12 protein-coding genes and 1 tRNA gene are annotated in these 13939 nt (G+C 47.7%); 9 read left to right on the top strand and 4 right to left on the bottom strand.

Features of this window, described 5'->3' with window-relative positions; genetic code table 11:
- The first annotated feature begins 83 nt into the window (after positions 1-83).
- A tRNA-Trp gene (locus HGT70_RS12095) sits at positions 84-159 on the top strand.
- A 122-nt stretch (positions 160-281) separates the two neighbouring features.
- Here the strand turns inward: HGT70_RS12095 and hdfR are convergent.
- A complete protein-coding gene (gene hdfR / locus HGT70_RS12090) occupies positions 282-1106 on the bottom strand; it encodes an HTH-type transcriptional regulator HdfR (protein ID WP_214195995.1) in 825 nt (274 codons plus the stop codon).
- Between the two features lie 121 nt (positions 1107-1227).
- Here hdfR and HGT70_RS12085 point away from each other — a divergent pair, with 121 nt between their 5' ends.
- Positions 1228-1566: a MaoP family protein gene (locus tag HGT70_RS12085; RefSeq protein ID WP_071432712.1), complete on the top strand. Its 339-nt coding sequence runs from the start codon at positions 1228-1230 to the stop codon at positions 1564-1566.
- 27 nt (positions 1567-1593) lie between these two features.
- Here HGT70_RS12085 and HGT70_RS12080 read toward each other — a convergent pair whose 3' ends face one another.
- Entirely contained in the window at positions 1594-3105 is a 1512-nt protein-coding gene (locus HGT70_RS12080; protein WP_214195994.1) for a YifB family Mg chelatase-like AAA ATPase, read from the bottom strand.
- A gap of 262 nt (positions 3106-3367) precedes the next feature.
- On the opposite strand from HGT70_RS12080, the gene ilvL reads away from it, so the two are divergent.
- From ilvL to ilvA, 6 genes are all read left to right on the top strand, one after another.
- Entirely contained in the window at positions 3368-3466 is a 99-nt protein-coding gene (gene ilvL, locus HGT70_RS12075) for an ilv operon leader peptide (protein ID WP_099824934.1), read from the top strand.
- Positions 3467-3613: 147 nt separating this feature from the next.
- The gene (gene ilvG, locus HGT70_RS12070) at positions 3614-5260 is read left to right on the top strand and encodes an acetolactate synthase 2 catalytic subunit (protein WP_214195993.1); all 1647 of its coding nucleotides are present in this window, start codon (positions 3614-3616) and stop codon (positions 5258-5260) included.
- Positions 5257-5514 carry an acetolactate synthase 2 small subunit gene (gene ilvM / locus HGT70_RS12065; protein WP_071432706.1) on the top strand — a complete coding sequence of 86 codons (258 nt, stop codon included), beginning with the start codon at positions 5257-5259 and terminating at the stop codon, positions 5512-5514. Before ilvG ends, ilvM begins: the two co-directional genes overlap by 4 nt.
- 17 nt (positions 5515-5531) lie before the next feature.
- Positions 5532-6461: a branched-chain amino acid transaminase gene (locus tag HGT70_RS12060; RefSeq protein WP_071432704.1), complete on the top strand. Its 930-nt coding sequence runs from the start codon at positions 5532-5534 to the stop codon at positions 6459-6461.
- Between the two features lie 63 nt (positions 6462-6524).
- Positions 6525-8375: a dihydroxy-acid dehydratase gene (gene ilvD / locus HGT70_RS12055; RefSeq protein ID WP_071432702.1), complete on the top strand. Its 1851-nt coding sequence runs from the start codon at positions 6525-6527 to the stop codon at positions 8373-8375.
- Between the two features lie 4 nt (positions 8376-8379).
- Entirely contained in the window at positions 8380-9927 is a 1548-nt protein-coding gene (ilvA, locus tag HGT70_RS12050) for a threonine ammonia-lyase, biosynthetic (protein WP_071432700.1), read from the top strand.
- Here ilvA and ilvY read toward each other — a convergent pair whose 3' ends face one another.
- Entirely contained in the window at positions 9928-10812 is an 885-nt protein-coding gene (gene ilvY / locus HGT70_RS12045) for an HTH-type transcriptional activator IlvY (protein ID WP_071432698.1), read from the bottom strand. It lies immediately after the preceding gene.
- A gap of 155 nt (positions 10813-10967) precedes the next feature.
- Here ilvY and ilvC point away from each other — a divergent pair, with 155 nt between their 5' ends.
- Positions 10968-12446: a ketol-acid reductoisomerase gene (ilvC, locus tag HGT70_RS12040; RefSeq protein ID WP_214195992.1), complete on the top strand. Its 1479-nt coding sequence runs from the start codon at positions 10968-10970 to the stop codon at positions 12444-12446.
- A 102-nt stretch (positions 12447-12548) separates the two neighbouring features.
- Here the strand turns inward: ilvC and HGT70_RS12035 are convergent, their stop codons facing one another.
- Positions 12549-13883, bottom strand: coding sequence for an MFS transporter (locus HGT70_RS12035; protein ID WP_071432693.1), 1335 nt, complete (start codon positions 13881-13883; stop codon positions 12549-12551).
- Between the last annotated feature and the right edge of the window lie 56 nt (positions 13884-13939).

Here is a 13939-nt window from a genome sequence, read left to right as displayed (position 1 = left end):
GAGCGGTAGTTCAGTTGGTTAGAATACCTGCCTGTCACGCAGGGGGTCGCGGGTTCGAGCCCCGTCCGTTCCGCCACCTTTTTAGGGGCGTAGTTCAATTGGTAGAGCACCGGTCTCCAAAACCGGGTGTTGGGGGTTCGAGTCCCTCCGCCCCTGCCAGAAAGTAGAATCCTTTACATACGTAAAGGATTTTTTTTTGCCTATAATTAGCGTATTGATATTTATACCTACTAAAATAGGCGTTATCCGCTCTTCAACGTCCAACGCCTAACATCCAATCCCTAACCTACACTCACCGGAACCTTCGCTAACTGCTTTAATTCTTCTAAATGATCACTATTTTGCAGCCATACAGCATAAAGTGTCCTCGGGATAACCGGAGAGTTATCCATTTTTACAAGATCTGGGTATAACTCCTCCCAATAATCAGGAAGGAACGCACAACTTTGTGTTGAGCCAAGAAGTTCTCGGGCAATATTGGCAGAAGTGGTTGTCAGCAAATAAGAGTCATCGATTTCTGCGAGATATTCATCGTGATATTGGAAATCAGCGCCCCATTCAACTTTAATATACCGGTAATTTTCTACTTCTGTACTATTTCTGGAGCGAAATAGAGCCAAGTTTAACGACCCAATAGGTTGGCTAATAAGCTCATCCATTTTTGGTGCTTCGGTAGTAATTAATAAATCTAACTGACGCTCATGTATTTGCTTTACTAACAGGTGTCGCTGCGCGACCCTCGCTTCGATATGAAGCTCCTCATATTCAGCATATAACGTCTTAAGCCAATTAGTAAGATAGGCCTCCCACAATGCCGTGCTCGCTCCTACGGACAACTCATGATGCTGTAGGGCCAGTGCAACATCCTTTTTTGCCTGTGCCCACGTGGCCATCAACGATTCTGCGTAAGGCCGAAGCTTTTCGCCAGCTGTAGTTAATCGTATATTGTTTCTATGACGGGTAAATAAGCTTACGCCAAGCTGATTCTCCAATTGCCTAATTCGAAAACTCACTGCAGATTGAGTAAGATAAAGCGCTTCTGCAGCACGGCCAAAGTGACGTGTGCGGCTCACTTCCAGGAAAGTTTTGAGTAATTCAGTATCCAAAGGACTTCTCCAAAAAAATTTATCGTATCAATTTAAATCTTTTGTTTTACACTTTGTCAAGCCTAACTAATACTCCGCGGCATGAACTACTCAGCTAATAATAGAAGCAGGAGCGTGTTATATGGCGGAAAGCTTTGTAACTACCCACCGTTTTTTCGATAACAAGCATTACCCTCGTGGATTCTCACGTCATGGAGATTTCACGATCAAAGAAGCTCAACTGTTAGAGCGTCAGGGATTTGCAATGAACGAGCTAGATTTAGCCAAGCGCGATCCAGTGACCGATGAAGAACAACAATTTGTTGAAGTCTGCCGAGGCCAGCGCCCCGCGGTGACTGAAGCTGAGAAGGTGTGGTCTAAGTATATGGCGCGTATTAAACGCCCTAAGCGTTTTCATACCCTATCAGGTGGCAAGCCACAAATGGATACTGTCGAAGACTATAGCGACAGCGACGATTAATTAATTGGCCCACTAAGGTGGGTCTTTTTATTCATAAAGCTGTGTCAAATACTGACTAATACGATCAGCATAGCGGTAACTTAATGCTTCTTGAAGCGATGTCCTACTAATTTCCGTGTCATTCTGTAGATCGGCAATTGTTCGAGCAATTCTTAAGATATGCAGAAATGCTCGGTGAGAAAGAGACAATTTTTCTAAACAGCCACATAGCCAATTCGAATCATCTGATGAGATGGCACAGTAGCGGCTTATTCCATTTGTACACAATAATGCGTTTTCCATACCCTGCCTTTGCAATTGTACTCTCCGGGCAATCACGACTCTGTTACGGACCTCCAGGCTAGATTCACCTTTCGACTGCATGAGCTCTTTAGAAGGGGCGGTAACCTCGATAGAGAGTTGAAATCGGTCAGTTAATGCAGCTGATATGCTACGCTCAAGCTTATTCGATATATATTTTGATCTACATCCCCTAGAGTCTGATAAGCCATAGGACAAGGGGAGGTTCATCGCGGCCACTAACTGAAACCTCGCGGGATAGATAACGTGTTTTTTAGCCCGTGAAAGTGCAACGTAACCTAGCTCCACGGGTGTTCTCAAGGCATCTAAGGTTTTCCTATTAAACTCTAGAAGTTCGTCCAAAAATAATACACCTTGATGTGCAAGGGTTATTTCACCTAGTGACGAGGGATGAATGCTCCCAATCAATCCCGCTGCGGTAATACTATGATGTGGTGCTCTGAAGGGACGGGATAGGGGTAAATCAATATGACCAGTCGTTAAATTAACGACCTGTGCAAGCTCTAACCTTTCTTGCTGAGTTAAATCCGGTAGTAAGCCAGGAAGACAAAAGGCTAGGCTTGTCTTCCCCGTACCAGGAGGTCCAATCATAAGTAAACTATGGCCCCCAGCGGCAGCGATTTCTAGAGCACGCTTAGAATAATACTGTCCAGCGATTGTCTGTAAATCGTTTCCTAATAAGGGTGGGGTGTTGGATGCTGGTTTGACATGCCGTGCAGGCACAGGAAGCTCGCCCTGTAGATAGCGACAGACCTGTTTCAAGTTTTGTGCGTAGATAATGGATTCCCTGTTGAAGTTCAGCTCAGGGATATAGGCACTCTCCGGGACAATAATACAGTGGTTCACCCCAATGGCGGCAATTATCGCCGATATAGCTCCCTTACAGCTACTTAACGAGCCTTCTAGGGATAAGCCTGAGTAGTACTCGTAACCTTCCTTACGTCTAGATATAACCTGCCCTGATGCGATAAGAATAGCGATAGCTATCGGTAAGTCATAATTATTGCCCTCGTTAACATCCTCATCCGGCGTTAAACTCAATGTCATTTTTTTCGCAGGGAAGTGATACCCACTGTTAATGATGGCGCTACGTACCCTTGCGCGAATTCCTCGTGAGGCAGCGCTGCTAAGGCCGATGAGGGTAAAACTGGGTAGGCCCTGACTAATATCAATCTCGATGGTAACAAGTGTGCTGTTGAGACCTGCATGTTGTCGAGTAAGAACCTTTGCAATTGCCATTATCACCTCCGCTTTCATTAGAAGTATGCCAATAATCGAAATAGTTATTTGGGTTGTTTTAATTTTATTGGGAGATATCTCGATTAAATTCTTAAGAACTTACAGAAATACTTTTTTTTACTTAGTACATAAAAATCAAATCGTTAACCATAATTTTTTAAAACTCCAATGTGGTTGGAAACAAAAAAATATTGCGTTATTGATAAAAACTATGATAACTCTGTAGGTATTGATTCCATTAAGATGAATATCTGAACTGATTATGAAAGCCCTTTTACGAGTGATTAGCCTTATTCTCATTAGCGTGGTGGTGATTATTCTCCCATCCTGCGGGGCTACGTTCGGAAGAGAAAAGGCTTAAAAATCAAGTCGTAATCTAAAGAAAACCCCCGCACTTCACAGTACGGGGGTTTTTTTTTGGTCCAAACACAACAAAATAATAAAAGATAGGGTAGCAGTATTTTCAGCAGAAAATTCTGTATAACCCAAAAAAGGCAGAGGTTTAACGATGACTGGTGCGCAGTGGGTAGTACATGCCCTGAGAGGGCAAGGAATTGAAACAGTATTTGGGTATCCTGGCGGCGCAATCATGCCGGTCTACGACGCATTATACGATGGCGGAGTAGAGCACTTACTGTGTCGGCACGAGCAGGGCGCAGTTATTGCGGCGATAGGCTATGCACGAGCGACGGGGAAAACAGGCGTTTGTATCGCGACATCAGGACCTGGTGCAACCAATTTAATTACGGGTCTTGCTGATGCCATGATGGATTCAGTCCCAATTGTCGCCATCACCGGTCAAGTTTCTTCTGCGGTGATTGGTACTGACGCCTTCCAAGAAATTGATGTCCTAGGCCTCTCACTTGCCTGTACTAAGCATAGTTTCATGGTGCAAAATGCCGAAGAACTCCCACAAATCCTAGCAGATGCTTTTGCTCTTGCGCAGTCCGGCCGTCCTGGTCCGGTGTTAGTGGATATCCCCAAAGATATTCAAATGGGGGTCGCCGATTTTCATCCGGTACTAAGCACCGTCTCACAGAATAACCACACCTTCTCTGGCGAGTTGGATGAAGCAAGAGCTTTACTACTGCAAGCTAAAAAACCAATCGTCTATGTGGGGGGCGGCGTTGGTATGGCGGGAGCAGTCTCTGAACTACGTACCTTTTTATTAGAGACCTCACTTCCTTCCGTTTGCACCTTAAAAGGACTAGGCTCCGTTCTTCACGATAGCGCGACTTATCTAGGTATGCTGGGGATGCACGGGAGCAAGGCGGCAAACTTGGCTGTACAGGAAAGCGACTTACTGATTGCCATCGGTGCTCGCTTTGACGACCGTGTTACCGGGAAACTTGATACTTTTGCACCCCATGCTGCCGTTATCCATATGGACATCGATCCTGCAGAGTTGAATAAATTACGCCGTGCTCATGTCGGTTTACAAGGCGACCTCGCGACACTGCTGCCGCAGTTGGCGATGACGCTATCGATCGCTCCTTGGATCGATCATGTGTCAGCGTTAAAGCGTGATACTCAGCCAGATTATAATCATCCCGGCGCACCCATCTTTGCCCCTGCTTTACTTAACCAGCTGGCGCAGAAAATGCCGTCGAATAGCGTAGTGACCACTGATGTTGGCCAACATCAAATGTGGACAGCACAGCATATGTTCTTCAATCAGCCGGAAAATTTCATCACCTCGAGCGGATTAGGCACCATGGGCTTTGGTCTGCCTGCTGCGATCGGCGCGCAAGTCGCTCGTCCTAACGATACGGTAATTTGCGTATCGGGAGATGGGTCGATAATGATGAATATTCAAGAATTGGGAACACTTAAACGTAAACAACTACCGGTAAAAATCTTACTGCTAGACAACCAACGGCTAGGTATGGTCCGCCAGTGGCAGGAATTATTCTTTGAAGAGCGTTATAGCGAAACGTTACTTACCGACAACCCAGATTTCTTAATGCTCGCACGGGCCTTCGATATACCGGGCAGAAGTATCAGTAAGAAAGATGAGATTGAGTCCGCCTTAAACGAATTTTTAGCCGCGCCGACGGCTTACTTCTTACACGTACAGATCGACGAAAACGAAAATGTTTGGCCGCTCGTTCCACCCGGTGCGAGTAACACTAATATGATGGAGAAAAGCGCATGAACCAGCATCAACTCACTATCGCCGCGAGTCATCGTCCAGAAGTATTAGAACGTATTCTGAGGGTTGTGCGGCATAGAGGCTTCGAAATCAAAACGATGCAAATGGCACAAACCTCAGGGCCACAACAGGTCAACATTGAAATGACAGTCGCCAGTAACCGTGGTATTGAATTGTTATCGACGCAACTGACTAAATTAATTGATGTGGCTAGCGTTCACATCACACAACATCAAACACAACAAATACGTGCATAAATCGTAAGGGACAGACAATGAGTACAAAAAAAGCAGAGTTCATTTGGTTTAACGGTGAAATGGTGAAGTGGGAAGAGGCGAAAGTCAGTGTCATGTCGCATGCACTACATTACGGAACATCAGTATTCGAAGGCGTCCGTTGCTACGACTCCCACAAAGGCCCAGTTGTCTTTCGCCATCGCGAGCATATGCAACGCCTACATGACTCTGCAAAAATTTATCGCTTCCCCATTCAGCAATCTGTCGATGAGCTAATGACCGCGTGCCGTGAAGTGCTGCGAAAAAATAACCTTAAAAGCGCTTATATCCGCCCTTTAGCTTTCGTCGGTGATGTTGGGTTAGGCGTTAACCCACCCGATGGATTTAGTATGGACGTCATAATCGCGGCCTTCCCGTGGGGAGCCTACTTAGGCGCTGAAGCTTTAGAGCAAGGTATCGATGCAATGGTCTCTTCATGGAACCGAGTTGCTCCTAATACATTGCCAACTGCAGCAAAAGCCGGTGGCAACTACTTATCCTCTCTACTAGTGGGAAGCGAAGCGCGTCGGCATGGCTATCAAGAAGGGATCGCTCTAGATACTCAGGGCTATATCTCGGAAGGGGCGGGAGAGAATCTCTTCGAAGTCAAAGATGGTGTGCTCTTCACTCCACCGTTTACCTCTTCGGCATTACCCGGTATTACGCGCGATGCGATTATTACTCTCGCAAAAACGTTAGGTATCGAAGTCCGTGAGCAAGTGCTTTCTCGCGAATCTCTTTATCTTGCCGATGAAGTCTTTATGTCCGGTACTGCGGCAGAAATTACGCCAGTAAGAAGTGTCGATGGTATCACTGTGGGCGAAGGAAAACGTGGCCCTGTGACGGCGAAAATCCAGCAAGCATTCTTCGGGTTATTTACGGGCGAAACGGAAGATAAGTGGGGCTGGTTAGATCCTGTTAACGCGTAAACCCTTATTCATTTTATACGGGTATAACGTACCCGCTTTGTCGTTATTCGGAGTAGATTGAGCATGCCTAAGTACCGTTCAGCAACCACCACCCACGGCCGTAATATGGCTGGCGCCCGTGCCTTATGGCGCGCAACTGGAATGACTGACGATGATTTTGGTAAACCCATTATCGCGGTCGTTAACTCTTTTACCCAATTTGTACCCGGTCACGTTCATCTACGAGACCTAGGTAAACTCGTCGCAGAACAAATTGAAGCATCTGGTGGGGTGGCGAAAGAATTTAATACCATCGCCGTAGATGATGGTATCGCGATGGGGCACGGCGGGATGCTCTATTCCTTACCCTCACGAGAGCTGATCGCTGACTCAGTAGAATATATGGTGAACGCGCACTGTGCCGATGCCATGGTGTGTATCTCGAACTGCGACAAGATCACGCCGGGCATGTTGATGGCCTCAATGCGCTTGAATATTCCAGTCATCTTTGTCTCGGGTGGCCCGATGGAAGCGGGGAAAACCAAGCTTTCCGATCAAATTATCAAACTCGATCTGGTCGATGCGATGATTCAAGGGGCTAATCCGAATGTAAGCGATGCCGATAGTGAGCAGATCGAACGATCGGCCTGTCCGACCTGTGGCTCGTGTTCTGGTATGTTTACCGCCAACTCGATGAACTGTTTAACCGAGGCTCTAGGTCTGTCACAACCGGGTAATGGCTCACTCCTGGCTACGCATGCAGACCGCGAACAGCTATTCCTCAGCGCGGGTAAACGTATTGTGGCCTTGACCAAGCGCTACTATGAGCAAGATGACGCGAGTGCACTGCCGCGTAATATTGCATCGAAAGCTGCTTTCGAGAATGCGATGACCCTAGATATTGCGATGGGTGGGTCGACGAATACCGTATTGCATCTACTCGCCGCGGCCTTGGAAGGGGAAATCGATTTCGATATCTCTGATATTGATCGGCTATCGCGTCAAGTCCCACATTTGTGCAAAGTTGCGCCGAGTACACCTAAGTATCACATGGAAGACGTACACCGTGCTGGTGGAGTAATTGGGATCTTGGGCGAATTGGATCGTGCAGGGCTCCTGAAAACCGACGTTCCAAACGTTTTAGGTTCAACGCTAAAAGAAACCCTAGCACAGTACGACATCATGCAAACTAAAGATGACGCTATTAAAACGATGTATCGTGCAGGACCTGCCGGGATCCGTACTACTAAAGCCTTTTCACAATCTTGTCGCTGGGACACCTTGGACGATGACCGTCAAAATGGCTGTATTCGTGAGCGTCAATATGCGTTCTCGCAAGATGGCGGCTTAGCAGTACTCTATGGCAACTTGGCAGAGAAAGGCTGTATCGTTAAAACCGCAGGCGTTGATGAAGAGATCCTGACCTTCCGCGGCCCGGCTAAAGTGTATGAAAGCCAAGATGATGCGGTTGACGCAATCCTTGGCGGTAAAGTCGTGGCAGGCGATGTCGTGGTCATCCGCTATGAAGGACCGAAAGGCGGACCCGGTATGCAAGAAATGCTCTACCCAACCACCTATTTAAAATCCATGGGGCTTGGCAAACAGTGTGCCTTAATTACCGATGGCCGTTTTTCCGGCGGTACTTCAGGGCTATCAATCGGTCACGTCTCACCCGAAGCCGCGAGTGGTGGAATTATTGCACTGGTAGAAGAGGGAGATATGATTGCCATCAATATCCCACAACGCGGCATCACCCTAGATATCAGCGATGAAGAACTCGCTAAACGCCAAGACGCGCAAAATCAGCGTGGAGATCGTGCCTATACGCCACACAATCGCCAACGTGAAGTATCTTTTGCACTGCGCGCTTATGCTTCTTTAGCGACCAGCGCAGATCAAGGTGCTGTACGTGATAAGAGCAAACTTGGGGGATAAGTCGATGGCGACAGTTAAACCCTTGCCTGCTGAGCCATCAGCAGGCGAATACCTGCATGCTATTTTGCGCTCACCCGTCTACGATGTTGCTCAGGTAACGCCGTTACAAGTGATGAATAAGCTCTCTGAACGCTTGGGTAATACAATTTTAGTTAAGCGTGAAGACCGTCAGCCTGTACATAGTTTTAAGCTGCGCGGGGCCTACGCAATGATTGCGGGATTGAGTGAAGAGCAAAAATCCCGTGGTGTAGTTACCGCATCGGCTGGGAACCATGCGCAAGGCGTCGCACTATCAGCCGCAAAACTCGGTATCAATGCAAAAATCGTTATGCCGCTCGCCACTGCAGATATCAAGGTTGATGCAGTGCGCGCCTTTGGTGGTGAGGCAATATTGCATGGTGCCAATTTCGATGAGGCTAAGGCCAGAGCAATCGCTTTATCCGCGGAGCATGGCTACACCTTCATCCCTCCCTTTGACCATCCTTCTGTTATTGCTGGGCAAGGAACGTTGGGCATGGAGCTATTGCAGCAGGATGCGCATCTTGACCGAATCTTTGTACCCGTAGGCGGTGGCGGGCTAGCGGCTGGCGTTGCGGTACTCATTAAACAGTTAATGCCTGAAATTAAGGTCATTGCGGTCGAGGCGAGCGATTCAGCCTGCTTAGCCGCAGCACTGGAAGCTGGGCAGCCGGTCGAATTACCTCGGGTAGGACTCTTTGCCGAAGGGGTCGCGGTCAAGCGTATCGGTAGTGAAACCTTCCGCTTATGCCAGCAATACATCGATGATATCGTGACCGTCGATAGTGATGCTATCTGTGCCGCGATGAAAGACTTATTCGAAGATGTGCGTGCGGTGGCTGAACCGTCTGGGGCGCTGGCCTTAGCCGGAATGAAGAAATACATTCAACAGCACGGAATACAAGGTGAACGTCTAGCGCACGTACTTTCTGGTGCTAATGTTAACTTTCACGGCCTACGGTATGTCTCCGAACGCTGTGAGCTAGGGGAGCAACGAGAGGCGCTCTTAGCGGTAACGATCCCTGAGCAACAGGGGAGTTTTCTAACCTTTTGTCAAACGCTCGGCGGACGATCGATCACTGAGTTCAACTATCGCTACGCCGATGAGGGTAAAGCTTGCATCTTTGTTGGGGTAAGATTAACCCGAGGCGATGAAGAGCGTAAGGAAATCGTTGCTGAACTCCAGAATCATAGTTACCAAGTCGTTGATCTTTCCGACGATGAGATGGCAAAACTGCACCTGCGTTACATGGTGGGTGGACGGCCAAGCAAAGCTCTACAGGAACGTCTTTTTAGCTTTGAATTTCCAGAGTCCCCCGGAGCCTTACTTAAATTTCTAGAAACGTTAGGGACGCATTGGAACATCTCGTTATTTCACTATCGTAGTCACGGTACCGACTACGGGCGTGTGTTGGCGGGGTTTGAGCAAAATCCACGCGAAACCGATTTTGAACCGCATCTCAATGCCTTGGGATATGCGTATCACGATGAAACGGAAAATCCCGCGTTTAAATTTTTCTTAGCAGGTCGGTAACTACAGAAGGTTCCAAAATGCATCGATCAGCGGCTCGCGTAGCCGCTGTTTCTGCATGCAAATCCCCAGCTCTAAAGGGGAGCCTAAATCCTCACCTTCGATTAGCATTATACGGTTACGAACCATCTCTGGGCTGTTTTCAATAACTACCGCCGGGAGTAAGGCGACTCCGCATCCCAGTGCCACCATAGAAACGATCGCCTCATGTCCGGCTACGGTTGCATAGATTGATGGATTAGAAAGTCGCTGACGGCGAAACCACAGATCGATACTGCGTCTCACCGGTCCCTGTTCGGGGATAATAAAAGGGATTTCTTGCCATACTCTCGCTTCGTTATTCATGACTTGCTGGCGTACAGGACAAGGTAATGCGGGGGCTATCATAACCAGAGGCAAGGTCGCAAGGGGCGTAAAATCAATTCCTGCCGGGAGCGAAAGCGGTTTCCCTGCAATAGAAACATCCGCATGACCTGAGCTTACAATCTCCACAGCATCGGCGGGGTCGCCGGTAAAGAGTTTAATTTCGACCTGGGGGTGGACCACTCTAAACCGATCTAAGATCGGCGGTAGATGGCTATAGGCCGCGGTCACCGAACAGAAAATTTTCAATTCACCGCTGAGTGAAGGGCTATCAACTGCCATCGCATGTTTAAGTTGTTGATATTGCAGAGTAGTCTGCTGAGCAAATACCTTCAGCTGCTCACCTGCCTCCGTCAGTGTTACCGAACGGTTATCACGCAAAAATAATGGATAGCCTAGTTCATCTTCTAATCGCTGGATTTGTCGAGATAGCGTTGATGGACTGACATGCATCGCTCGCGAGGTCTGCCCGAAATGACAAGAATCAGCTAAATGAAGAAATAACTTTAAGTCGCGCAAATCCATGATCATCATGCCTTATTGTGTTGCGTTAACTGCAATGTAATGTTGTTAATATATCAATTTAAGCAATGCATTTCCTGTCATATGATAAAGACATAATGAAACGAAAGACGTTTCAATAACTATACAAAATACGCACAACATTATCTGGAGTAATCATGGCTAACTATTTTAATACGCTGAATTTACGCAACCAACTGGCGCAATTAGGTAAGTGTCGTTTTATGTCCCGCGAAGAGTTCGCCGATGAAGCAAACTACCTAAAAGGTAAAAAAATCGTCATTGTCGGTTGTGGTGCTCAAGGCCTTAACCAAGGCCTAAATATGCGCGATTCCGGCTTAAACGTTGCCTACGCATTGCGCAAAGAAGCGATCGATGAAAAGCGTGCATCATGGCGTAAAGCGACTGACAACGGTTTTAACGTTGGGACTTACGAAGAGCTAGTCCCTGAAGCCGATCTCGTTGTGAACCTGACTCCAGATAAACAGCACTCAGCAGTCGTGCAAGCGGTTCAGCCCTTGATGAAAGAAGGCGCAGCATTAGGTTATTCCCACGGTTTTAACATCGTAGAAGTCGGTGAAACTATCCGCAAGGATATCACGGTTGTTATGGTGGCGCCGAAGTGTCCAGGTACTGAGGTTCGCGAAGAATATAAGCGTGGATTCGGTGTACCGACCTTATTGGCCGTTCACCCAGAAAATGATCCGAAAAAAGAAGGCTTAGCGATTGCTAAGGCTTGGGCCGCTGCAACTGGCGGACATCGTGCCGGCGTTCTAGAGTCTTCGTTTGTCGCAGAGGTCAAATCAGATCTGATGGGCGAACAAACCATCCTGTGTGGCATGCTACAGGCCGGCTCGATTCTGTGCTTTGATAAACTCGTTGCAGAAGGGACTGACGCCGCCTATGCGGAGAAATTGATCCAATTTGGTTGGGAAACTATCACAGAATCCCTGAAGTTTGGCGGGATCACCTTGATGATGGACCGCCTGTCTAATCCAGCAAAATTACGTGCCTATGCGTTGTCCGAGCAATTAAAAACGCTGATGGCTCCGCTGTTCCAAAAACATATGGATGACATTATCTCCGGTGCATTCTCATCGGGTATGATGGCAGATTGGGCAAATGACGATAAAGACCTGCTAACTTGGCGTGAAGAGACCGGTGAAACGGCTTTCGAAAATGCGGCGCAGTATGAAGGGAAAATTGCAGAACAAGAATACTACGACCAAGGGGTCGTCATGGTCGCGATGGTTAAAGCTGGAGTTGAACTGGCTTTCGAAACCATGGTTGATGCCGGTATCATCGAAGAGTCAGCGTATTATGAGTCTCTGCATGAATTACCTTTAATTGCGAATACCATCGCGCGTAAGCGTCTTTACGAAATGAATGTCGTGATCTCGGATACGGCAGAGTATGGTAACTACCTATTCAGCTTCGCGGCGGTGCCATTGCTGAAAGACTTTATGGCGAACCTGAAACCAGGTGATTTAGGTAAATCTGCAACGACCGACAATAATGTCGATAACGCGCAGTTACGTGAAGTGAATGAAGCGGTACGTCACCATCCAATCGAAGAAGTCGGCCGTAAATTACGCGGCTACATGACAGATATGAAGAGTATTGCTGTAGCGGGCTAACCGCAGACAAACCTCGTATAAACCCCTATATTGGTGACCAATATAGGGGTTTTTTTATGGATGACAGTTGGATTTATATCCCCCGCGATCCGGGGGATAATATTAGTAACCCTGTGCGGTCAGCACGGTATGCCGGGTCTCTTTACTCATAATTAGCGCGATCAATGTCAGTACAGCCATTGACGCGAGGTAGAGACCAACGGCAAAGAGTCCCCAATTAGCATTTAGCCAGGTTGCAATATAGGGGGCGATGGAAGCCCCCAAGATAGAGGCGAGATTATAAGAGAACGAGGCGCCAGTGTAGCGGACTTCGGTCGGAAATAATTCGGGTAGCAGGGCACCCATCGGGCCAAAGGTTAATCCCATAATGGTGAGACCAAGAGTAAGAAATACCATGACCAAACCTTGTGATCCGCTGGATAGAATTGTTGGAAAGAGCAGGGCAAATACAATGATCAATAAAGTGATCGCGATCATTGTGGGGCGACGACCGAAACGATCGGCTAAGATCCCGGCAATGGGGATCGCGATACCAAAGCCGATCACGGCCACCATCAACATCCATAAAAAGCTATTCCTCGAAAAACCTAATCCCTGCGGTACCGGTGCGGTTCCATAGCTCATCGAATACACCGTCATAATATAAAACAGAGTATAGGTAGCCAGCATGATGAAGGTACCGAGAACCATCGCTCGGAAATGCTTTTTAAATAACAGGCTAATCGGTAAAGTGACTTGCTGCTGGGACTGTTTAGCCTGAGTAAACACCGGGCTTTCGTGCAGTGATACGCGAACGTAAAGACCAACGATCACGAGCACTGCCGAGAGAATAAATGGGACACGCCAACCCCACTGCATAAACTGTTGGTCAGTAAGTAACCATGACAGCAGTAAAAAAGTCCCATTAGCAAAAAAGAAGCCGATTGGCGCGCCAAGCTGTGGAAAAGATCCGTAAAGCGCTCTCTTTTTTAGTGGTGCATTTTCTGTCGCGAGTAGCGCTGCGCCTCCCCACTCTCCGCCTAAACCCAAACCTTGACCAAAACGCGCCAGAGCCAGCAAGAGTGGTGCTGCTACGCCGAGAGTCTGGTAGCCGGGAAGTAGACCAATCAGTACGGTGGAGACCCCCATAGTGACCAGCGAAGCCACTAGCGTCGCTTTACGTCCGACTTTATCGCCGAAATGTCCAAATAGGGCGGAGCCGATAGGCCGTGCAATAAAAGCGATAGCGAAAGTCGCAAGCGATTGTAACGTTGCTACGGTAGGATCGCCCTGCGGGAAAAAGATATGGGGAAAAACAATCACTGCCGCGGTGGCATAAATATAAAAATCGAAAAACTCAATTGCCGTACCGACTAAAGAGGCGACGATCACTTTATTACGAGGATTTAAAGGTGGAGCATGTTGAGGTTGCTCACTCACCGTTTCTGAAGTTTGCATAATTCCATTTTCTTATTGTTGTAACATCGAAAATTCATCTTACGCAGCGACTACGC

This window comes from Rosenbergiella collisarenosi (assembly GCF_018494085.1).
Lineage (GTDB): Bacteria > Pseudomonadota > Gammaproteobacteria > Enterobacterales > Enterobacteriaceae > Rosenbergiella > Rosenbergiella collisarenosi.
This window is presented reverse-complemented; position numbering and strand designations above follow the sequence as displayed.